General features: G+C 38.4%; 18 protein-coding genes and 2 tRNA genes. 3 read left to right on the top strand and 17 right to left on the bottom strand.

The window, feature by feature from the left end; all coding sequences use genetic code 11:
• Positions 1-273: 273 nt before the first annotated feature.
• From Q4489_RS16735 to Q4489_RS16715, 5 genes are all read right to left on the bottom strand, one after another.
• Positions 274-350 (bottom strand) — tRNA-Arg (locus Q4489_RS16735).
• Positions 351-479: 129 nt separating this feature from the next.
• Positions 480-572 (bottom strand) — tRNA-Ser (locus Q4489_RS16730).
• Positions 573-749: 177 nt separating this feature from the next.
• Entirely contained in the window at positions 750-944 is a 195-nt protein-coding gene (gene csrA / locus Q4489_RS16725; RefSeq protein ID WP_074497221.1) for a carbon storage regulator CsrA, read from the bottom strand.
• Between the two features lie 379 nt (positions 945-1,323).
• Complete coding sequence (gene alaS, locus Q4489_RS16720; protein ID WP_303482625.1) at positions 1,324-3,948, bottom strand: alanine--tRNA ligase; 2,625 nt, start codon at positions 3,946-3,948, stop codon at positions 1,324-1,326.
• Positions 3,949-3,984: 36 nt separating this feature from the next.
• Positions 3,985-4,422, bottom strand: a complete 438-nt coding sequence (locus Q4489_RS16715) for a regulatory protein RecX (RefSeq protein ID WP_303482622.1) — start codon at positions 4,420-4,422, stop codon at positions 3,985-3,987.
• A gap of 195 nt (positions 4,423-4,617) precedes the next feature.
• Here Q4489_RS16715 and Q4489_RS16710 point away from each other — a divergent pair, with 195 nt between their 5' ends.
• Positions 4,618-6,591: a hypothetical protein gene (locus Q4489_RS16710; RefSeq protein WP_303482619.1), complete on the top strand. Its 1,974-nt coding sequence runs from the start codon at positions 4,618-4,620 to the stop codon at positions 6,589-6,591.
• Between the two features lie 290 nt (positions 6,592-6,881).
• On the opposite strand, the gene Q4489_RS16705 is transcribed toward Q4489_RS16710, so the two are convergent.
• Positions 6,882-7,784, bottom strand: a complete 903-nt coding sequence (locus tag Q4489_RS16705) for a hydrogen peroxide-inducible genes activator (RefSeq protein WP_303482616.1) — start codon at positions 7,782-7,784, stop codon at positions 6,882-6,884.
• 225 nt (positions 7,785-8,009) lie between these two features.
• Here Q4489_RS16705 and ahpC point away from each other — a divergent pair, with 225 nt between their 5' ends.
• Together ahpC and katG are read left to right on the top strand one after the other, a co-directional pair.
• The gene (gene ahpC / locus Q4489_RS16700) at positions 8,010-8,573 is read left to right on the top strand and encodes an alkyl hydroperoxide reductase subunit C (protein ID WP_303482612.1); all 564 of its coding nucleotides are present in this window, start codon (positions 8,010-8,012) and stop codon (positions 8,571-8,573) included.
• 194 nt (positions 8,574-8,767) lie between these two features.
• Positions 8,768-10,966 carry a catalase/peroxidase HPI gene (gene katG / locus Q4489_RS16695; protein ID WP_303482611.1) on the top strand — a complete coding sequence of 733 codons (2,199 nt, stop codon included), beginning with the start codon at positions 8,768-8,770 and terminating at the stop codon, positions 10,964-10,966.
• A 143-nt stretch (positions 10,967-11,109) separates the two neighbouring features.
• On the opposite strand, the gene dinB is transcribed toward katG, so the two are convergent.
• The 11 genes from dinB to Q4489_RS16640 form a co-directional block, all read right to left on the bottom strand.
• Complete coding sequence (gene dinB, locus Q4489_RS16690) at positions 11,110-12,213, bottom strand: DNA polymerase IV (RefSeq protein WP_303482609.1); 1,104 nt, start codon at positions 12,211-12,213, stop codon at positions 11,110-11,112.
• Between the two features lie 175 nt (positions 12,214-12,388).
• Positions 12,389-12,613, bottom strand: coding sequence for a (Na+)-NQR maturation NqrM (nqrM, locus tag Q4489_RS16685; RefSeq protein ID WP_074497200.1), 225 nt, complete (start codon positions 12,611-12,613; stop codon positions 12,389-12,391).
• Between the two features lie 27 nt (positions 12,614-12,640).
• A complete protein-coding gene (locus tag Q4489_RS16680; RefSeq protein ID WP_303482607.1) occupies positions 12,641-13,678 on the bottom strand; it encodes an FAD:protein FMN transferase in 1,038 nt (345 codons plus the stop codon).
• Between the two features lie 89 nt (positions 13,679-13,767).
• Entirely contained in the window at positions 13,768-14,991 is a 1,224-nt protein-coding gene (nqrF, locus tag Q4489_RS16675; RefSeq protein ID WP_303482605.1) for an NADH:ubiquinone reductase (Na(+)-transporting) subunit F, read from the bottom strand.
• A 62-nt stretch (positions 14,992-15,053) separates the two neighbouring features.
• The gene (gene nqrE / locus Q4489_RS16670; protein ID WP_303482603.1) at positions 15,054-15,677 is read right to left on the bottom strand and encodes an NADH:ubiquinone reductase (Na(+)-transporting) subunit E; all 624 of its coding nucleotides are present in this window, start codon (positions 15,675-15,677) and stop codon (positions 15,054-15,056) included.
• A 5-nt stretch (positions 15,678-15,682) separates the two neighbouring features.
• Entirely contained in the window at positions 15,683-16,306 is a 624-nt protein-coding gene (locus tag Q4489_RS16665) for an NADH:ubiquinone reductase (Na(+)-transporting) subunit D (RefSeq protein ID WP_303482601.1), read from the bottom strand.
• Positions 16,306-17,085 carry a Na(+)-translocating NADH-quinone reductase subunit C gene (locus tag Q4489_RS16660; RefSeq protein ID WP_303482598.1) on the bottom strand — a complete coding sequence of 260 codons (780 nt, stop codon included), beginning with the start codon at positions 17,083-17,085 and terminating at the stop codon, positions 16,306-16,308. The genes Q4489_RS16665 and Q4489_RS16660 overlap by 1 nt, the downstream gene beginning before the upstream one ends.
• Positions 17,075-18,277, bottom strand: a complete 1,203-nt coding sequence (locus tag Q4489_RS16655) for an NADH:ubiquinone reductase (Na(+)-transporting) subunit B (RefSeq protein ID WP_303482596.1) — start codon at positions 18,275-18,277, stop codon at positions 17,075-17,077. Before Q4489_RS16655 ends, Q4489_RS16660 begins: the two co-directional genes overlap by 11 nt.
• A 2-nt stretch (positions 18,278-18,279) precedes the next feature.
• Entirely contained in the window at positions 18,280-19,629 is a 1,350-nt protein-coding gene (locus tag Q4489_RS16650; protein ID WP_303482592.1) for a Na(+)-translocating NADH-quinone reductase subunit A, read from the bottom strand.
• A gap of 371 nt (positions 19,630-20,000) precedes the next feature.
• A complete protein-coding gene (gene fabV, locus Q4489_RS16645; protein WP_303482637.1) occupies positions 20,001-21,191 on the bottom strand; it encodes an enoyl-ACP reductase FabV in 1,191 nt (396 codons plus the stop codon).
• Between the two features lie 122 nt (positions 21,192-21,313).
• Positions 21,314-22,411, bottom strand: a complete 1,098-nt coding sequence (locus Q4489_RS16640) for a TRAP transporter substrate-binding protein (RefSeq protein WP_303482589.1) — start codon at positions 22,409-22,411, stop codon at positions 21,314-21,316.
• Positions 22,412-22,419: the final 8 nt, after the last annotated feature.

The following is a 22,419-nucleotide window of genomic DNA, read 5'->3' as shown; positions in this document are numbered from 1 at the left end:
AGGAGTCGAACCTGCGACCGCCTGGTTCGTAGCCAGGTACTCTATCCAGCTGAGCTACGCGTCCGCGGTCAATCTATGTTTTGTATCCCGAGGTAGAGATATGCGAACCTTGTTCGTAGCCATCTTAGTCAAGCATACTGCCTATCCAGCTGGTTACCCGTTCACGTTAATCTATATTTTATATCCCGAGGTAGAGATATGCGAAAAATCGCAGTATTAATAATTAAAGCTTTAATACTAGCTCTTCTTTTATATTTAACCACTTAAAGAAAGTGGCGGACGCGGCAGGAGTCGAACCTGCGACCGCCTGGTTCGTAGCCAGGTACTCTATCCAGCTGAGCTACGCGTCCGCAATAATCTAATAATTTATATCCTGATTAAGGATAACGAACCTAGTTCGTAGCCATCTTAGTCAAGCATACTGCCTATCCAACTGGTTACTTGTTCGCAATAATCTATTTTAAATCTTAGATAAAAGATGGCGGTGAGAGAGGGATTCGAACCCTCGATACAGCTACAAACTGTATACTCCCTTAGCAGGGGAGCGCCTTCAGCCACTCGGCCATCTCACCAACGGGGCGAATATTAATGGATATAAAAAATAAGTCAAACGATTTTTTTAGCTTTTCCACCTGTTTGTTGACAAATCAATCAACAAGAGCAAATTACCAGCACTTTTCTTTCGCACTCCTTTATTTTTAAAGCAATAAAAAAGCCGGCTATGCCGGCTCCTTTGGGAAATAATTACGTTAAAAACTATTTCCAGGCGTAGTTTCGCCCTTTTCAGACTGTATTCGCATATAAATTTCTTCACGATGTACTGAAACTTCTTTAGGTGCATTAACACCAATGCGAACTTGATTTCCTTTAACACCTAAAACTGTGACCGTGACATCGTCACCGATCATTAAAGTTTCTCCAACTCTACGGGTTAATATTAACATTCCTAATTCCTTAATATCTAAAACGGGATAAACTAAATTTAGCTAGTTAAAAATTTAGTCTTACACTGGTGACAATAATTCAATTACCCTAGAGAAAAATATTCCATAATACTTTCCCAACACTCTAAGTTTAGAAGAACGTCGTACCAGTTACCTTTATTTTAGCAAGCTTCTTATCATGTGACAGTTAAATTACGATATTTTTTCAACAAATATGTAACTATTAATACTCTACTCATCTCTGATTAACGTCACTTTAACAATTACCATAGTTGAAGGAGTAAACAATAATGATTTATTTTTTAATCAAAGAAAAATTGGGATAAAAAAAGGAAACTCGTAAGTTTCCTTTATTAAAAATTTCACTATATGAAGAGCGTTAGCTTAAGTTTACAGTTAACCAAGGCTCAACACTAGCCATCGCATTAGGTACGTTTTGAGGTTCACTACCTCCAGCTTGAGCCATATCGGGCCTGCCACCACCTTTACCACCAACTTGCTGAGCAATCATGTTAACAATTTCACCTGCTTTAACTTGTCCGGTCAAATCTTTAGTAACTCCCACAATCAAACCTACTTTACCGTCATTGACTGTTGAAAGTACAATAATGCCAGATTTAATCTTAACTTTAAGATCATCCACCATACCGCGTAAATCTTTCGACGCTACGCCATCTAATTCGGCAATTAACGTTTTAATACCGTTAATGTCTTTTGTTTGGCTTAATAAATCTGAACCTGCTTGAGCAGCTAATTGCTGTTTCAGTTGAGCAATTTCTTTTTCAAGTTGTTTTGTTTTACTTAGGGTTTGCTCAACTTTTTCAACGGTGTTTGAAACATCTGATTTAACTAAGTTCGCAATCGTTGATAAAGCATCCGCTTGGGCATCAATATAATTTAGTGCAGCTTCACCTGAAACCGCTTCAATACGACGAACACCCGCAGCAATACCTGATTCAGATACAATTTTAACTAAACCAATGTCACCGGTTCGTTCAACATGCACGCCACCACAAAGCTCAATAGAGCAATTACCTAATGTGACTACGCGTACTTCGTCATCATATTTTTCACCAAACAACGCCATTGCGCCTTTTTCTTTCGCTTCATCTATTGGCATTAGTGCAGTTTCGCGTTGATGGTTTCTGCGTATTTCTAGATTTACCAAGTGTTCAATTTTCTTGAGTTCTTGTTCTGTTACGGCCTCAAAATGTGCAAAATCAAAACGTAGTTTTTCAGCATCAACGAGTGAGCCTTTTTGCGTAACATGATCGCCTAATACATCGCGTAATACTGCATGTAATATATGCGTGGCTGAATGGTTTTTAACAATTGCATTACGACGTTCAGTGTTAATTTCTGCTTTAACTCGGGCATTTAATTGAATGGTTGTTTTAGCGATACCTTGATGAGCAAATGCATTACCTACCTTAATGGTATCAGTAACTTCAAATACACCGCTTTCAGTAACAATGACTCCGGTATCACCTACTTGACCACCTGATTCAGCGTAAAACGGCGTGTTATCTAAAATGACGACCCCTTGTTCGCCTTCATTGAGAACAGCTGTGGAACTACCATTATTAAAAAGCTCAACAACTGTCGCTGAAAATGCACTATTAGTATACCCTTTAAAAGTGGTATGTTTTTCAGATTTTAGCTGCTCATTATAGTCAGTACCAAACTGGCTGGCTTGCTGCGCTCTTTCGCGCTGTAACCCCATGGCAACATCAAAGCCATTTTGATCAATTTTCAATTGACGTTCGCGGGCAATATCTGCGGTTAAATCAGCTGGAAACCCGTAGGTATCATATAATTTAAAAACATCATCACCGTTAATGGTATCACCATCTAATGTAGATAGTATTTCTTCGAGTAACTGCATACCACGATCAAGTGTACGACCAAATTGTTCTTCTTCAATGCGCAATAATTTTTCTAAAATCGCTTTCTGTTCAATAAGTTCAGGGTAAGCATCACCCATTTGTGTAATTAATGACGGTACTAATTTATGAAAGAAGTGTGATTTAGCGTTAAGTTTGTGTCCGTGACGTACTGCTCGACGGATAATACGGCGTAACACATAGCCGCGTCCTTCATTTGATGGCATCACACCATCAGTAATAAGGAAGCAGCAAGAGCGAATGTGATCAGCAATTACTCGTAACGATTTATTTTCTAAATCATCACAGTTCAATATGTCAGCAGTGTCTTTTATCAACCCTTGAAAAATATCTATTTCGTAGTTGCTGTGTACGCCTTGTAATATCGCTGCAATCCGCTCTAATCCCATGCCCGTATCAACAGAAGGCTTAGGTAGTTGTTCCATGGTGCCGTCTTCATGACGGTTGTATTGCATGAAAACTAAATTCCAAATTTCAATGAAGCGATCACCATCTTCTTCTGGAGAACCTGGTGGGCCTCCCCAAATTTCTTCGCCGTGATCATAGAATATCTCACTACAAGGACCACAAGGACCAGTGTCACCCATAGACCAAAAGTTATCAGACTCGTATTTTTTACCGGCAGTTTTATCACCGATACGAATTATTTTTTCATGGGGTACACCAATGGTGTCATGCCAATAGTCGTAAGCTTCATCATCTGTTTCATAAATAGTCACCAATAACTTTTCTTTTGGCAAGCCAAGCTCTTTCGTTAGAAATTCCCATGCGAAGCTTATTGCTTCTTCTTTGAAATAGTCACCAAAACTAAAGTTACCTAACATTTCAAAAAAGGTATGATGACGCGCGGTATAACCAACATTTTCTAAGTCATTATGTTTACCACCCGCACGAACACAGCGTTGAGACGTTGTAGCACGGCTATAACTTCTTTGCTCAGCGCCTAAAAAGGCCTCTTTAAATTGCACCATACCCGCATTGGTAAAGAGCAACGTTGCATCATTACCAGGAATTAACGAACTACTAGCGACAATTTGGTGTTGCTTAGAAGCAAAAAAATCTAAGAATGCCTTTCTTATTCCGGCACTGGTTTTCATCATAGCCATACCTAACATTTAATCATTAAAATTTATGAGTTAATTTGCATTAATAAGTGCGAATATTTCATGAGAAGAAAATCCCCTATACTGCATGAAGCGTATTCTTTTCGCCTTATTTCTATCATCTTTAATTGGCGCATTGCCAAATTTTTTATCGTACACTTGCGCTGCAATTTCTTTCCAGTCAACCGACATCTCTGCAGCAACTTGATTGACGAGCGAACTGTCAATACCTTTTTGCATCAACTCTTGTTCAATATACTTTTCACCGTACCCTTTATTTACCCGACTACGAAATACAGACTCTGTGAATCTTTGTTCACATAAATACTGGTTAGATTCGAGAAACTCAATCACCTCAAAAATATCATCAGGTTCATGGCCTCGTTGCAACAATTTATGCAGAAGTTCTTTTTTCGAGTGCTCTCGTCTCGAAAGTAGATCAATTCCAGTATGCAGTATCTCTTTAATCACGTCACAATTTGTCAGTATAAAATTGGCACAAGCAATTTAGTGCAAAACATCTAACTATTCTACCTTTAACTTGATAAAAAATCCTCATTCACCTTTAAATTGTGATAAGTTTTTACAATAACGAAAGAATCACGCAAAATACCATTAACAATTGATATAATAATCAACAAGCAGCTAATCAATATAGGGAACTATATGAAGGAATATTCAAGATACTTTATTCGAACTATGTACACGTTGGCAGTGGTCATTTTAGTTCAATCATGTGGTGGAAGCTCTGATGCTGATAAAGCAGCTGAGAATTATGCTATTTCTGTTGATACAAGCGTTATTAACTTTAGTAACGAATTCTTACAGGTGTCAGAAGATACCGTATCAATTACCGTAGATTATACTGGCAAAGGATTATTACTAGGTTACGCGCCCGATAACCAACCTGTTGGCTGGCTTAATTTTTCTACAGAGCAACTGAGTGATAGCTCTGCAAAAATCACTGTCAAACTTGTTAATGCCGACAACATTTTACCTGATGAATACAACACAACGTTAAGAGTTTCTACTGGTGACGCTAATCAAGTGAATTTAGTGCATCACGATATCGATATTTCATTACTTATCTGGCAATTAACCACGAATACTGATCAAATTACTTTCCAAGCAACCTTAGGCGAAGAAAATATTGATTCACAAACCCTCGAAATAACGAGTGAGAACAACAGTGCCTGGACAGCTTCGGTTGATGTTGACTGGTTAACGTTAGATAAAACTTCTGGAGAAGGTGCATCGACGATTACCTTATCAGCTGATATAACCACATTCGATTTAGCTAAGTTATATCAAGCTCAGTTAACATTAACTGAAACATCTTCTGGTGATAGTAAAGTTATACCTGTAGAACTTGGTTTAGATCGTCATTATTTATACTCAAGTCATACGGGGCTAGCCTTTAGTCAAGTTGCTAATTTAAGCAAGCTAAGTCAGCAAGTAACCATTGCAACGAATAACCCTAATAATGTTAATTGGCAAGCAACTGCTAGCACTCCTTGGCTCGCGCTAACGCCTTCTGGTGACACGCTTACCGTCACTATTGATAATAACGTTGCACTAAATGATGGTTTACACACAGGTACTATCACTGTTTCAAGCGTTGATAATGAAGATGTAATCACTGAGACCATTAATGTTTCTTTCTATTTAAATTCAGCAAGTAGCGATAATCAGGTAGTTGACAACATCAGCCCTAACAACAATGGCATTGTTGCGTCCACTTACTTACCCTATGTTTACATAGCACAAGAAAACAATTTGTATACTTATCATATTTATACTGGCGAACAGGTCAGTATGCTTGAAGTTGCTCCTGACAATACCTTGTTAGAGCAACTCGTGATCTCACCAAGTGGTGACACAATTGTAGCAATTGCTAACGATACAATAACTGCTGATGATGGTAATGAAACACCAATTACACATCATTTTAACATTAACTTACTTGATAATAGCGTTGTCGCGTTGACTGATAGTAATATTGAATATGAACCAGTGAGCTTTATTACAGTATCAGGTAGAGAGTTTATTATTACTCAAGCATTAGAATTTGCTACCGTTGACCTTCAACGGGTTTATTGGGATAGCGAAAATGCTTTCTTTACCACGCTTATTAAGCAAGCGAATACTGCTGAAACGGTTTATGCATTAGACTTACTTGATTCATCTTTTAAACGCTATACGCTAAAAGCGAATGATTTTGTCACCCAAAAGATAAGCGCAACAATGACTCATCAATATCGCCCTACTTTACTAGGTGACGACCAAGCAGTTAGTGATTTTGTCGTTACAGATAACGAACAAGCAATTTACACCGTTAGCCCTACCAGTGAATTTATATCGTTTGACGGCAGCACATTCTCTGATCAAGGTTTACTTCCGCAAGCAGAAGGGAATACCACGTTACAATTGGTTAAAACGCAAAGTAATAACGTTAATTATGTACGATTTGACCCTAATGATGGCTTCTTGATCAACCTTTATGATCAACAGCAACAACTGGCTAACACCATAATAACAGAAGGTAATCAACCGATAACTTCAGTAATTTCTGCTGACGACACTCGCATGTTGCTATATATCAACAGCGAAAACCAACTTGAATTAATAAATTTACCGTAACGTAAATGGGGCTAGTTTTTCGCTAGCCCCTATTTCTTAAGCTATTACTACCCGCTTCTTAGCTTTCACCTTTGCAAATCATACAAACCTGATCACCATAGTAATTGTTTGCATAATTGCATGTAATTAAGTGTGTTTTTTCTTTCTGATTTTCAAAAATCGTTCTTAATTGGTTCATTAGTTTAATCATAACTATCTCCTTTTTTATTTAACTGTATTATCTTCCCTTTAATTAATTCAGTAAATTTATATAAATAGAGGATGACATTCTAAAAAATCTAACCACTATGTTATTGGCACTTTGCTAATAACTGCTCATGAAACAATGATTTCAACACGAGCATTTCATTTGTTCGCACATAATTAGGACGTGTAATTAACGAAATGGTACGGTGAGGCCCTGGCTCATTTAAATGGATAGCTCTTAATTCTGATTCTGGATAAATAAGCTGATCAAGTGCCATTTGTGGTACTAAGGTTGTACCTAGTTTTCCAGCAACCATCTGAATAAGTGTATGTAAGCTTGCAGAATCAAAGGCGGAATCTTGTTTTTGCGATTTAAAACGGCAAGCTGCGAGTGCATGCTCTTTCAAACAATGACCATCTTTAAGTAACATCAGCGTTTCTAATGCTAACTCTTCACTAGTAATTTCTTGCATCTGGCTTGGGCATTCATCTTTATGACTAACCCAATAAAAATCTTCTTGCCAGAAATCAAATTTCATTAAGCCTTCAATAGGAAACGGTAACGCTAAAATTGCAGCATCAAGCTCTCCAGTGCGCACCAAATCTACCAATACGTGTGACTGTTCCTCAATAATTTTAAGTTTAAAATTAGGGTGCTGTAGTCTTAGTTCAGGTAATACTTTTGGTAACAAATAAGGGCCGATCGTTGGAATAACGCCTATGGTCATTCCACTTGAGAACGGTTTTTTATTCACTTGCGACACTTGTAGTAATTCATCAAGCTCAAGCTTAACGCGTTTCGCTTTATTTAAAATAAGTTGACCATCATCAGTCACCAGTACTTGTTTATTATTTCGTTCAAAAATAACCACTCCAATTTGTTTCTCAAGCTCGCTAATTGCCGTACTTAATGCTGACTGTGAAACATTGCATGCTTCTGCGGCTTTTTTAAAGTGGAGTGTTTTCTCTACCGCTAGTGCGTAATAAAGTTGCTTTATTGAAATCATCTTATTTATTAATCAATTTTACAGAACCATATAAAGATTATATTCAATTTTTAAATACATTGGAAAGCGGATATCCCACATTTATCGTTCTATTTTATAAAACATTAACTTCAATACAATCAATTATACAAAACATCATGTGCCGGATACTATTAGCCCATAGAAAGCAAACACGCTTTTGCGTAACTAAAACGTTTACTTATTATTTATAAAGAGGAAATAACCATGGCTCAAATAGGCAAATCAATTCCAGAATTTACCGCTCAAGCATTCCATAATGGCGAATTCATTGAAGTATCAACTGAAAACGTAAAAGGAAAATGGTCAATCTTTTTATTTTACCCGGCTGACTTTACGTTTGTCTGCCCAACCGAACTTGAAGATATGGCGAACCAATATGAAGAATTACAAAAATTAGGTGTTGAAGTATATGCGGTATCTACCGATACACATTTCTCACATAAAGCATGGCATGATTCTTCAGACGCCATTGGTAAAATCAAATTTCCAATGATTGGCGATCAAACAGGTAATATTACTCGTGGTTTTGATGTCATGATTGAAGAAGATCACATGGCACATCGCGGTACCTTCTTGGCTGATCCAGATGGCATCATACAAGTTGCACATATTCATGCTGGCGGTATTGGTCGTAGTGCTAAAGATATGGTGCGAAATGTAAAAGCAGCCCAGTATGTTCGTGAAAATGACGGTGAAGTATGTCCTGCGGCATGGGAACAAGGCGAAGCAACCTTAACACCGAGCTTAGATTTAGTCGGTAAAATTTAACTGATAAAGAATCAAGAGGTAACTTAGTTGTTACCTCTTTTTATTAGAAAAGACAATTTATTTCCCCCCAAAAATAACACGTTCAAAGCTGTATCAATAGGTAAAAATATCACGCAACTTTCAAAGAGTTAACTATAGTTATAGTGATGATTTATCGATTTACTTTCATAAAATGATGTCAAGGAATTCAAACAATGAGTGATGTAAAACAACAGCCAAGCAAATGTCCATTTACCCATGGTAGTAACACAAAAGTTGGCGATAGCGGTACAACAAATACTGAATGGTGGCCGAACTTATTAAATTTAAGAATTCTACGACAGCATGATAGAAAAGCTAACCCAATGGATAGCACATTCAACTATGCAGAACACTTTAAGTCTATTGATTACAAACAATTAAAAGCTGACCTAATTCAGTTAATGACTAACTCCCAAGATTGGTGGCCCGCTGACTATGGCCATTATGGCCCACTATTTATCAGAATGGCATGGCACAGTGCAGGGACTTATCGTGAAGGTGATGGGCGCGGTGGAGCTTCTGCTGGCAATCAACGATTTGCACCGCTCAATAGTTGGCCAGATAACGGTAACCTCGATAAAGCCAGAAGATTACTTTGGCCAATCAAGCAAAAATACGGTAAAAGCCTTTCATGGGCAGATTTAATGATTTTAACAGGAAATTGTGCCATTGAATCTATGGGCTTAAAACCAATAGGTTTTGGTGGTGGTAGAGAAGACATTTGGCATCCTGAAGAAGATATTTACTGGGGCGTAGAAAAAGAATGGTTAACTGACAAGCGTTATTCAGGTGAACGTGATTTAGACAACCCACTAGCTGCTGTTGAAATGGGGTTAATTTATGTTAACCCAGAAGGACCAAACGGTGAACCAGATATTTTAGGCTCAGGTAAAGACATTAGAGAAACCTTTGCTCGTATGGCAATGAATGATGAAGAAACCGTTGCACTGATAGCTGGTGGACATACGTTTGGTAAATGTCACGGTGCAGGAGATGCTAGCAATGTAGGTCCAGAACCAGAAGCATCCCCCTTAGAAAATGTAGGTCTTGGATGGATTAATACTCATGGCACAGGCAAAGGCAATGATACAACGACCAGTGGCGTAGAAGGTGCTTGGACAGCAAACCCTACTCAATGGGATAATGGTTATTTTGATGTATTATTTTCTTATGACTGGGAATTAGTAAAAAGCCCTGCTGGCGCATGGCAATGGGCGCCGATCAATCCTAAGGACGAACATCTAGTGCCAACCGCACATGATGCTACTAAAAAAATCCCCACTATTATGAGCACTGCAGATATGGCACTAAAAATGGATCCTATTTACGCGCCAATTTCAAAACATTTTCATCAAAATCCTGACGCATTTGCAGCAGCATTTACGCGCGCTTGGTTTAAATTGACTCATAGAGACATGGGGCCAAAAAGCCGTTATTTAGGTGAAGAGGTTCCAACCGAAGACTTTATTTGGCAAGACCCTTTACCTAACAATACCTACGACTCAATTAGCGATACAGATATCGATCTTTTAAAGCAGCACATTGAACAAACAAACATACCTATATCAACCATGATTTTCACTGCTTGGTCAGCAGCGTCAACCTATCGTGACTCAGATAAACGTGGCGGTGCAAATGGCGCAAGAATCGCTTTAGCTCCACAAAACAGTTGGCCAGTAAATCAACCTGACCAACTTAAAAAAACCATAAGTACGCTAAAAATTGTTCAATCTGGCTTTAAAGAAAAAACCAATAAACACGTTTCTCTGGCAGATGTGATTGTGCTTGCCGGCAATGTAGGTATTGAAATAGCTTGCCGAAACGCAGGTCAAAACGTTTTGGTGCCATTCACACCTGGAAGAGTTGACGCAACGCAGGAGCATACAGATGTAGAGTCCTTTGCAGTTTTAGAGCCCAAGGCTGATGCGTTTAAAAATTATAGCCAAAGCGATCTGGGTACAACACCCGAAGAGTTAATGTTAGATAAAGCAAACTTACTCACGTTAACAGCGCCAGAAATGACGGTGCTTATTGGTGGCTTTAGAGCAATGAATATCAATTACTTACAAAGCAATCATGGTATTTTAACCGATACTCCTGGCAAACTAACTAATGATTATTTCATCAACTTACTTGATATGAAAACACAATGGCAAAAATCCGAAGAATATAATCTCTACAAAGGTATTGATCGCAAATCGGGTGAAGAACGCTGGTCTGCAACACGTTGTGATTTAGTTTTTGCCTCTAATTCTGAGTTAAGAGCATTAGCGGAAGTATATGCTTGTATCGATGCAAAAGATAAATTTGTTGAAGATTTTATAGCCGCTTGGACTAAAGTAATGATGTTAGATCGTTTTGATGTTAAGTAAGCTTTAAAGCATCTTCTGATACAATAAGGGTTATGCCGTCATAAAAAACCATAACCCTTGTAATTTCACTTTATTGTTTACTGTCTATTTTACAGATCAACACATGCTATTTTAATGTCAAATTATCGTAATTAATAATGCAGTTAGTTGGCAGGCAACGCTAATTCAAATTGATATTGATGATTTACCTTTGGTTCAATATCTTTTAATCCAATATGAACCCCTAACAACCTAACAGGTTTACCTTCACCTCGCGATAATGCTTCTTTTAGTAATAATATAAATGACGCTGAATCAATATCTTGATGTTGTATTTCTTTGGTAGTTTGATGAAAATCGTTAAACTTTACTTTTACACCGAGCTTACTGATCCCGCGTTCAGCGATATGTGATTTTGAACGTGTTAATAACTCGGGTATTAATGACTGCAACATATACTCAGTTAATTCATCAAGCTCATTTTTATCTTTAGAGAACGTGTGTTCAACACCAACTGATTTTCTCACTCTGGTAACCTCTACCGCTCTATTATCTATGCCATGACATTTTTGCCATAAAGACGCGCCTAATTTACCGAATGTTTTCATTAAAGCAGTTTGAGAGCTTCTTCTAACATCCGCCCCCGTATGTAAGCCATGCTGTTGAAGTTTACTAAACGTGACTTTTCCAACACCAGGAATTTTATTCAATGGCATACTTTCAATAAACCCCATAACACTGTCTGGCGCAATCACACATTGACCATTGGGTTTATGTTGATCTGATGCGATTTTGGCAAGAAATTTTAGTGGTGCGATACCAGCCGATGCTGTTAACTGTAATTCATCAAATATTACGTTTCTGATATCTTGCGCGATCAAGGTTGCAGAACCTGAAAATAATGGGCAGTCAGTTACATCTAAGTAGGCCTCATCAAGTGATAACGGTTCAATTTTTGATGTATAGCGTTGAAATATCTCATGAAGCCTTAAACTCGTTTCTTTATACACTGACATTCTACCCGGTACTATTAATAATTCAGGGCATTTTCTTAGCGCAACACTGTTTGCCATAGCTGAACGTACGCCATATTTTCTTGCTATGTAATTACATGTCGACAACACCCCTCTGGTATTTCCAGGACCGCCAACGGCAACCGGCTTACCTTGCAGTTCAGGATTGTCTCGTATTTCAACTGACACGTAAAAAGCATCCATATCTATATGGATTATTTTACGTTGTTCATTAGGCATATTTACGTTTGTCATACGGCATTTATATTCAAAGCGAATGAGCGACTCAAACCAACAAAATCAACTGTATAAAAAAACAGTATTCCATATTATATGAATTAACGCAAGTTTAGAAAACTAGCAAGAGCTAGTGTGTGATCAGAATTAAATTATACGAAGAAGAAAAAAATAGCGGCTACAGCCGCTATTTTTATATATTTTTGATATCTATTTTATGTTCTGCTTTGATAGCAGCTTTACGCTCTTTCTCTTGGCGTTTTTCACAAGGATCATCACAATCGCATGCTTTATCGATACCTAGGGTGCCCAAGCCCCCACAACTACCTGCAAGTGACTTTTGCTGAAAAATATAGCCAACAGCCATTGCTACAACAATCAGTAAAAAAAAGCCAAAGGTCACTAAAAATATTGCCATTTATACAGCCCTTACATTCAGCTATTACTATTTTAAATACGGCATAAATTCTACCGTAATTTGCTCAATAAAGCCATTATCTGATTTACTAATCAAGTAAGCAGCTAGTTGATGTTCTTCTGCAAACGCAAATGCTTTTTCAGGCCCCATTAACATCATGGCGGTGGATAGACCGTCGGCTGTCATTGAAGATGGATGAATTACCGTAACAGACACTAGAGTATGATTTATCGGTTTACCTGTCTCCGGATCAATAATATGAGAAAAACGTTGACCATTTTCTTCAAAATATTTTCGATAGTCTCCTGATGTGGCAATCGCATTATCTTTTGGAATGATAATTTGATGCACAGCCCGTTCAGTGGTTACAGGTTTTTCTATCGCAACCGACCATAATTCACCAGTATGTTTAAAGCCTTTTGCACGTAATTCACCCCCTATCTCTACAAGGTAATTATGAGCACCAACTTCATCTAAATATTCAGCAACTAAGTCAACCGCATACCCTTTAGCAATGGTTGATAGATCAACGTAAAGATCAGGAATCCCCTTAGCGAGCATATTTCCTTCAAGTGTTAATTTATCAATACCAATACGGGCTTTGGCCTGTGCAATTTCATCTTGTGTTGGCGCTTTCTCTGGACGCCCTTCAGGCCCAAATCCCCATAAGTTAATTAACGGTCCGATGGTAACATCAAGCTTACCATCGCTTAGGTGGCCTAGCCGAATAGATTCCGCTAACACACGTCTTAAACCTTCCGATATTTCAACTGGCTCCATAGAATGATGCGTATTAAATTTAGAAAGCTCTGAATCTGAGATCCAGTTAGACATATCTTGATTCAGTTGTTTTAAAATTTGTTCTACGTTTTCATGTATCACGCTTTCATCCGGAATCGACTGGCCCTGTTCTGCTGGTTGAACAATATATTTAATATTATAGGACACAGTTCCCATCGTGATGCCTTGAAGGTGTATCTGCTCTTTTTGTAACTCATTACTTGGGTAACAACCTGCAAGCATTATCAAGGCAAAGAAAACGATACCGTATAAAAATTTATTCATGTAAATAGTCCTATTAACCTTCTTTACTCTATGTAAACAAAAAGGCAGCCGAAGCTACCTTTTTAAACTAACCATAATATGATCTAATGTTAGCCACCAAAGTCATCTAACATGATGTTCTCATCTTCCACACCAAGATCTTGCAACATGTGAATAACTGCTGCGTTCATCATTGGTGGACCACACATGTAGTATTCACAGTCTTCTGGAGCTTCATGATCTTTTAAGTATTGTTCATACAATACATTATGAATAAAACCTGTTAAGCCATCCCAATCATCTTCAGGCTGTGGATCTGACAGGGCAACATGCCATTCAAAATTATCATTTTCTGATGCTAACATGTTGTAGTCATCTTCGTAGAACATTTCACGAAGTGAGCGAGCACCATACCAGAATGTCATTTTACGTTTAGATTTAAGACGTTTTAACTGATCAAAAATATGTGAACGCATCGGAGCCATACCAGCACCACCACCGATAAAGACCATTTCAGCGTCAGTATCTTTAGCGAAGAACTCACCAAATGGACCTGAAATTGTCACTTTATCACCAGGCTTCAAGTTAAAGATAAATGAAGACATTTTACCTGCAGGCAAATGTAACTTTCCTGGAGGAGGCGTAGCAATACGCACGTTAAGCATAATAATGCCTTCTTCCTCTGGATAGTTAGCCATTGAGTAGGCACGTAGTGTAGGTTCATCAACTTTTGATTCAACATCAAAAAAGCCAAAGTGCTCCCAATCACCACGATACTGATCTTCTATATCAAAATCTTTGTATTTAACATGATGCGCAGGAGCTTCAATTTGAATATAACCGCCAGCACGAAATGGTACTGATTCACCATCAGGAATTTTAAGCTTTAATTCTTTGATGAATGTTGCTTTGTTATCATTTGAGATAACTTCACATTCCCATTGTTGAACACCAAAAATTTCGTCTTCTAGCTCAATGTCTAAATCTTGCTTTACAGCAACTTGACATGCTAAACGACAACCATCTTTTGCTTCACGTTTAGTAATATGGCCTTGTTCCGTTGGCAAGATGTCACCGCCACCAGAATGAATGTCTACTCGACACTGACCACATGTACCACCGCCACCACAGGCTGACGGGATAAATATACCTTGATCGGCTAATACACCTAATAACTTGCCACCGGCAGGAGCCGTAACAGCTTTATCAGGGTCGCCATTAATTGAAATGGTTACATTTCCTGTTGAAACTAACTTAGATTTGGCAAATAAAATTACCAAAACAAGTGCAACAACAATTGCTGTAAACATCGATACGCCGAGAATAATTTCCATCGACTTTTCCTTAGCACTTATCTTGAGAAAGCAAGCAGAACTTACTTTCTACGTTAATCTTATTATAACGAAATACCACCGAAAGAAAGAAAGCCAAATGCCATCAATCCTGCAGTAATAAACGTAATACCCAATCCTTTAAGGCCATCTGGTACATCAGAATACTTCATTTTTTCACGAAGACCTGCAAGTAAGATGATAGCCAATGCCCAACCAACACCAGAGCCAATACCGTAAATAAGTGACTCAGTTAAAGTGTAGTTACGAGCAACCATAAACGATACCGCACCGAAAATTGCACAGTTTACTGTGATTAACGGTAGAAATATCCCCAGTGCGTTATAAAGCGGTGGGAAATATTTATCTAGTACCATTTCAAGGATCTGTACTAACGCTGCAATTACGCCGATAAAGGTAATAAAAGATAAAAAGCTTAAATCAACTGATTCAGCAGGATCTGTAATCCCTAATACACTATCTAGAGCACCTGGCGCTAAAATCGCTTGGTAAATAACTTGGTTAGCAGGTACTGCGATACCAAGTACAACAATAACCGCTACACCTAAACCTATCGCCGTACTTACTTTTTTAGAAACGGCTAAGAATGTACACATCCCTAAGAAAAAGGTTAACGCGATGTTTTCGATAAAAATCGATTTAACAAATAAACTTATGTAATGTTCCATCGTGATTAATCCTTCTCAACTTGAGCTGGTTTCCATTGGCGAATCGCCCAAATGATAAAACCAATGATAAAGAATGAGCTAAAAGGCAATACCAACACACCGTTTGCTTGATACCAACCACCGTTTTGAATTAATGGTAAAATTTCCATACCAAACAAGGTACCAAAACCAAATAACTCACGGAAGAAAGCAACAACAAGAAGGATAAAACCGTAACCTAAACCGTTACCGATACCATCTAAAAAGCTAACACCCGGCTTTTCTTTCATCGCAAAAGCTTCAGCTCTACCCATAACGATACAGTTGGTAATGATCAAGCCAATATATACTGATAGCTCTTTCGATAATTGGTATGAAAACGCTTTAAGCACTTGGTCAACAACAATTACCAACGAGGCGATAATTGCCATTTGTACGATAATACGCACACTTGATGGAATTTGATTTCGAATAATCGAAATAAACAAATTAGAAAAACCAGTCACAATAACAACGGCAATTGTCATCACCAATGCATTAGTCATTGAACTTGTAACAGCTAATGCTGAACAAATCCCTAATACTTGTAACGCAATTGGGTTATTATCTACAATCGGTTTTATTAAAACACCTTTGTTATCAGCAGACATTATTTAACCTCCTGAGTACGAAATTTAGTAATGAAAGGCTTATAACCTTTTTCACCAAACCAAAACTGCAACGTACGTGTAACACCGTTACTTGTTAGCGTAGCACCTGACAAGGCATCAACGCCATGTTCATTGCTTGCTTTTGCACCGCCTTTAACAAGTTCTATCGCAACGTTACCCGCTTCATCGTAAATTTTCTTACCTGGCCATTTAGCAACCCATTTAGGGTTCATAACTTCTGCCCCTAAGCCTGGTGTTTCCTTATGGTCTGAATAAATAAGATTTCTAACCGTATTTAGATCTGACTTTAAGCCAACATAGCCATACATTAAGTCCCATAAACCAGAACCTACGATAGGTAATACCACAGTTTCAATTTCACCTGCACCATTGCTCACTAGGTAAACAACAGCAGTATGTGAACGACGATTGATTCCTGCGATATCTTCCTCAAGATCTGACGATTTTTCAGGATCACGAGCGTTACGACGTTCATCAAAAAGTTTCGGGCTGCCTTCAATAAACTCACCTGAGTCTAAATCAATCATTTTCGCATCAACAAATTGCTCAAAGGTCGATTGAATTGACGCTTTGGTGCCATCTGTCATTGACAAAATATCTGCTGCTTGCAAAATTTTTGTTTGTTGATCAAATAGTTTATTTTCAACTTGTAGAGGCTTTAATTGAACCGCTGAAATTGATACTAATGCAGCACATGCTAAACATACCGCAATAACAAATCCAAGCGTTTTACCAAATGTTTCTTTTTTAGCTGACACGTGCAAGCCTCCGTTTCACATTCGATTGAACGACAAAATAGTCGAATAATGGTGCGAATAAATTAGCAAATAAAATCGCTAACATCATACCTTCTGGGAATGCTGGGTTTACAACACGTACAAGTACTACCATTATGCCGACTAAGGCACCAAAAGCGTACTTACCTGTATTGGTAAACGAAGCTGAAACAGGGTCTGTCGCCATAAACATCATACCGAAGGCAAAGCCACCGAGTACGAAGTGCCAGTACCATGGCATAGCAAACATCGGGTTAGTATCGCTACCAATCATATTAAATAGATAAGACGTTAACACCATACCTAAAAATACACCCAAGACAATTCGCCACGAAGCTATACCTTTATAAAGGATATAAGCACCACCTAGCAAAATACAGAATGTAGATACTTCACCAACAGAACCTGGAATATAACCCCAGAAAGCATCCCACCAGCTTGCATCTAATGCGTAGCTAAGTTCACCTGAGGCAGCAGCGCTTAATGCGGTTGCACCAGAGAAACCATCAACGGCTACCCATACTGCATCACCAGAAATTTCTAATGGATAAGCGAAGAATAAAAACGCACGACCTGCTAATGCAGGGTTTAAGAAGTTTTTACCTGTACCACCAAAGATTTCTTTTGCGACAACAACACCAAAAGTGATGCCGATTGCAACTTGCCATAATGGAATCGATGCAGGAAGAATCAATGCAAATAAAATAGATGAAACAAAGAAGCCTTCATTAACCTCATGCTTACGCACAGCCGCAAATAAAACTTCCCAAAAGCCACCTACAATAAAAGTAACAGCATATATTGGTAAGAAGAAGCATGCCCCATAGAGCATCATAGCAAACCAGCCGGCATCAGCAGTCAATTCACCGCCTAATAATTGGAACAAGCCAACTTGCCATGACTCTGGTAAAGCATAACCAGCAGCAAGTGCTTCTGTTGCTTGAAAACCAATATTATACATACCAAAAAACATGGCAGGAAACACAGCTAACCACACAGTGATCATAATACGTTTCAAGTCAATGCTATCACGTACGTGCGTTTTACCTTTAGTCACATAACCAGGTGTAAATAAGCCTGTTGCTACCGCTTCATATAAAGCGAACCATTTTTCATGTTTGCCGCCTTTTTCAAAATGCGGCTCGATATCTTCAATAAACTTTTGCAAGCCCATGACTAACCTTCCTTCTCTATTGTGGTTAGACAGTCACGAAGTAATACGCCGTAGTCTGTTTTGCCTGGGCAAACAAACGTACATAACGCTAAATCTTCTTCGTCTAGCTCTAGAGCACCAAGTTGCTGAGCACCATCGGTATCTCCAGCACATAAATCACGTAATAACACGGTAGGGAGTACATCTAACGGCATTACACGCTCATAGTTACCAATTGGTACCATGGCACGTGGGCTACCATTAGTTGTTGTTGTCATGTTAAATAATTTACTTGGAAAAAGATGAGACATGTAAGCTCGAGTCACCGAAAATTTATTCGGTCCTGGGTAAAAATACCCCATAAACTCTTTCTCACGGCCTTCTTTTAATATCGCAATTTGTGTGTGATAACGTCCTAAATAAGCATGAACGCCAGCAGCTTCACAGCCTTGCAATACAGAACCAGAAATAACGCGTAATTCAACATCATTAGCTTCATTAGCAATAAGCTGTTCTGTGCTTGCGCCAATAAGCGTGCGTATTAATCTTGGGTTCTTTGCTTCAGGGCCTGCAATTGAAACAACGCGTGTTGCATCAATTTCGCCAGTAGTAAATAATTTACCGTAAGCAATAACATCTTGGTAACCAATGTGCCAAACAATGCTTTCAGCACCGACTGGTGACAAGAAATGAATATGGGTACCTACTAAACCAGCAGGATGTTTACCTGAAAATTCATTAACTTCTTCATTACCTGTTGTTGGAATACTTGCATTAGGCGCTTTAGAAACAAAAACTTTACCTTCTGTTAAACGGCTTAATACCGTTAAACCGTGTTTGAAGGCTTCGCTTTGTTCATTAATGATCACTTCAGGATCTGCGGCTAACGGATTAGTATCCATTGCGCTAATGAAAATAGCTTTTGGGGTGGTGTCTATCGCTGGAATTTTACTATATGGACGCGTTCTAAGTGCGGTCCATAAACCAGAATTAACCAAGTTGCTAACAACATCTTCACGGTTAATGGTGGCTAAATCAGATTCAGCATATTTAGCGAATGTTTCTTGTTCGTTATTATCTGACTCTTCATTGAGAGTAATAACAACAGACTGTAACACACGCTTTTCACCACGATTGACTTCTGTTACTACACCTGCAGCTTGAGCTGTGAATTTAACGCCAGCATTCTTTTTGTCTTCAAAAAGCGCTTGACCTTTTTTAACACGATCACCCACTTTAACAAACATGGTTGGTCGCATACCCACATACTCTTCACCGAGTGTCGCAACGCTTTTGATGGACGGACCATCATGGATTACTTGCTGGGGAGCACCTTGAACAGGAACATCCAGACCTTTTTTTATTGTAATCATAAACACTTGCACTACTTTGACGGGAGTAAAAATCAGCCGATTTCTCACCTAAGTACTTTTAAATCAAAACCTTAAAGTAATTAAGTGAGAAAACATTTGATTTCAGTGTATTTCAGTAGAAAAGCTCTTTATTAACATTACGCTAACAAAAAGTATCTACCGGCTCTTAAGTTAAAAATATTCTGGCACGAATTTTAGCATAATTTTAGAGAATTGCGCCATTATCCTGTAACACTTTCTGTATTATTTTTACGACTTTGCTGTTTTTTTAGACTAATCACTCGATTTTAATAATCTTATAAAAACAAAAAAGAGCAATGTGATAAAATCATTGCTCTTTTTTAACATCAACAGTTATAAGTTAGTAATTTTTACACTAAATTATTTATCTCTGTCACTGGACTAAGGTCCGCTTCATAATCAACACCAGCAACATTAAAGCCAAATAGCTTTAAAAATTCATTATGGTAGCTTTCATAATCCGTAAGTTCATCAATGGTATCGCTGTCAACAGCATCCCAAATCGTTTGCACACGTTCTTGTACGCTATCTTCAAGCTCTTTATAATTTTGGCTTAAACGACCAGCTTCATCAAAACGCGGTGTATTACTATATAAATTTTCATTGAATAAAGATTGAATCTGTTCAATACAGCCTTGATATGTGCCGTCACTTTTCATCACTTTAAACATCGCTGAAATATATAGTGGCATAATAGGTATCGCAGAACTTGCCTGTGTTACAACAGCATTTAATGACGTTACATATGCTTGACCTGAAATATTGTCAGTTGAGGCTTTAATTGCACTCGCTGCACGATCAAGATCTTCTTTTGCACGCCCGATGGTTGCATGACCATATATTGGCCACGTTAGCTTTTTACCTATATAAGTGTATGCCGTTGTTTTAAAACCTTCGGCTAATACATCTGCTTCTTGTAATGCTTTGATCCATAATTCCCAATCAGCACCACCCATAACATCAACAGTACCTTGAATTTCTTCTTCGCTTGCTTGTTCTACACTAACTGAGTCAATAATGCGTTTTGAAGTATTTAAATTCTTTGTAGTAACGCTTTGTCCGATAGGTTTTAACGTTGATGAATAAACTTCACCTGTGTCAGGATCTGTACGACGTGGAGAAGCTAAGCTGTATATGATCAAATCTACTTGGCCAAATTCTTCTTTGATGACTTCAATCGCTTTCGCTTTCAGCTCATGGGAAAAGGCATCGCCATTTATATTTTTTGACCACAATCCTGCTTCATCAGCAGCTTTTTGAAATGCTGAGGTATTGTACCAACCCGCTGAGGCTGTTTTTCTATCAGTAGGTGCCTTCTCAAAGAAAATACCTAAGGTTTTTGCACCACAGCCGAAAGCAGCCGTGATACGAGATGCCAATCCATAACCGGTGGATGCCCCAATCACTAACACATTTTTAGGTTTGTTTTCCGGTTGAGGTTGGCTTTTTACATATGCTATTTGTTCATTAACATGAGCTTCACACCCTGCTGGGTGTGCATTTGTACAGATGAAGCCACGGATTTTAGGTTTGATGACCATATAAACGCCTTTCGTGTTGTTCTTACTAAATTGCCGCATAGTGTACCCTTGTTATTAAATTAAGAGGTACGAGCAGTTGAAAAAAGCGCTCGCAATGCAAGCGCCATGATTAAAATTATGATTTAACGATTTTCATAATAGGCTTTCATTGTTAAATCGTTATATTGGCGCGCATTGGTTAGAAATTCACTATACGACGCCCAAACCTTTGCAAATGTTTCATCAGCATTGGCTTTTTCTTCGATCACTTCTTTGGTGTAATTTTTTAACGCTAGCATTACATCAACAGGAAATTGCTTTACTTGCACATTATGTTTGTTAATAAGTGTTTGTAACGCATTGTTATTACGGGCGTTGTATTCATCAAGCATGTTTTGATTCACTGCGCGAGCGGCGACTTCAACAATTTTCTGTAGGTCCTCAGGTAAAGAGTTTAACGCCTTTTCATTGACTAAAAACTCTAAATTTGTGCCAGTTTCATGCCATACAGATGAATAGTAATACTCTGCCGCTTGATGAAAACCAAACGCTAAATCGTTATATGGGCCAACCCATTCTGACGCATCAATCGCACCACTTTGCAAAGAAGAAAATATTTCGCCACCCGTCAAATTTACCGGAATAGCACCCGCACGTTTTAATACTTCACCGCCAAGACCAGGAATACGCATTTTTAAGCCTTTAAGATCTTCAACACTGTTGATTTCTTTTTTAAACCAACCAGCAAATTGTGCACCTGAATTACCACCAGCCATTGGCACAACCCCGAACGGTTTATATAATGCTTGCCACATCTCTAAACCACCGCCAAAGTGCAGCCAAGCATTAAATTCTGTTGCGGTCATACCAAAGGGAATAGCACTAAAAATAGGTGCCGCTGGCATTTTACCTTTCCAATAATAGGCACCACTGTGCCCCATATCGGCTGTACCTTGAGAAACCGCATCAAAGACTTCAAAACCAGGTACGAGCTCTCCGGCACCATAAACTTTTACCGTCAATCGACCTGCACTCATTTCATTGACATACTTAGCAAAAGTCTCTGGGCCTAACCCTAAACCGGGAAAGTTTTTCGGCCAAGAAGTCACTAATTTCCATTGGTATTGTTTTTGTTGTTGCGCATTCGCATTGGTATCTTGCTTTTGTTCGCTATTACAACCAACTAAAGCAACAAATGCTATACACCCTATCAACCATTTTTTTATTATATTTGTTGTCATTGGTATTC

This window comes from Thalassotalea sp. 1_MG-2023, assembly GCF_030546745.1.
Lineage (GTDB): Bacteria > Pseudomonadota > Gammaproteobacteria > Enterobacterales > Alteromonadaceae > Thalassotalea_C.
This window is presented reverse-complemented; position numbering and strand designations above follow the sequence as displayed.

Coding starts and splice junctions, on each gene's coding strand:
- Q4489_RS16655 (WP_303482596.1), bottom strand. CDS start 18,277: ATGGGCTTGCAAAAGTTTATTGAAGATATCGAGCCGCATTTTGAAAAA.
- fabV (WP_303482637.1), bottom strand. CDS start 21,191: ATGGTCATCAAACCTAAAATCCGTGGCTTCATCTGTACAAATGCACAC.
- alaS (WP_303482625.1), bottom strand. CDS start 3,948: ATGATGAAAACCAGTGCCGGAATAAGAAAGGCATTCTTAGATTTTTTT.
- nqrE (WP_303482603.1), bottom strand. CDS start 15,677: ATGGAACATTACATAAGTTTATTTGTTAAATCGATTTTTATCGAAAAC.
- Q4489_RS16710 (WP_303482619.1), top strand. CDS start 4,618: ATGAAGGAATATTCAAGATACTTTATTCGAACTATGTACACGTTGGCA.
- katG (WP_303482611.1), top strand. CDS start 8,768: ATGAGTGATGTAAAACAACAGCCAAGCAAATGTCCATTTACCCATGGT.
- nqrM (WP_074497200.1), bottom strand. CDS start 12,613: ATGGCAATATTTTTAGTGACCTTTGGCTTTTTTTTACTGATTGTTGTA.
- nqrF (WP_303482605.1), bottom strand. CDS start 14,991: ATGGAAATTATTCTCGGCGTATCGATGTTTACAGCAATTGTTGTTGCA.
- Q4489_RS16665 (WP_303482601.1), bottom strand. CDS start 16,306: ATGTCTGCTGATAACAAAGGTGTTTTAATAAAACCGATTGTAGATAAT.
- csrA (WP_074497221.1), bottom strand. CDS start 944: ATGTTAATATTAACCCGTAGAGTTGGAGAAACTTTAATGATCGGTGAC.
- Q4489_RS16640 (WP_303482589.1), bottom strand. CDS start 22,411: ATGACAACAAATATAATAAAAAAATGGTTGATAGGGTGTATAGCATTT.
- Q4489_RS16680 (WP_303482607.1), bottom strand. CDS start 13,678: ATGAATAAATTTTTATACGGTATCGTTTTCTTTGCCTTGATAATGCTT.
- Q4489_RS16650 (WP_303482592.1), bottom strand. CDS start 19,629: ATGATTACAATAAAAAAAGGTCTGGATGTTCCTGTTCAAGGTGCTCCC.
- Q4489_RS16705 (WP_303482616.1), bottom strand. CDS start 7,784: ATGATTTCAATAAAGCAACTTTATTACGCACTAGCGGTAGAGAAAACA.
- dinB (WP_303482609.1), bottom strand. CDS start 12,213: ATGACAAACGTAAATATGCCTAATGAACAACGTAAAATAATCCATATA.
- ahpC (WP_303482612.1), top strand. CDS start 8,010: ATGGCTCAAATAGGCAAATCAATTCCAGAATTTACCGCTCAAGCATTC.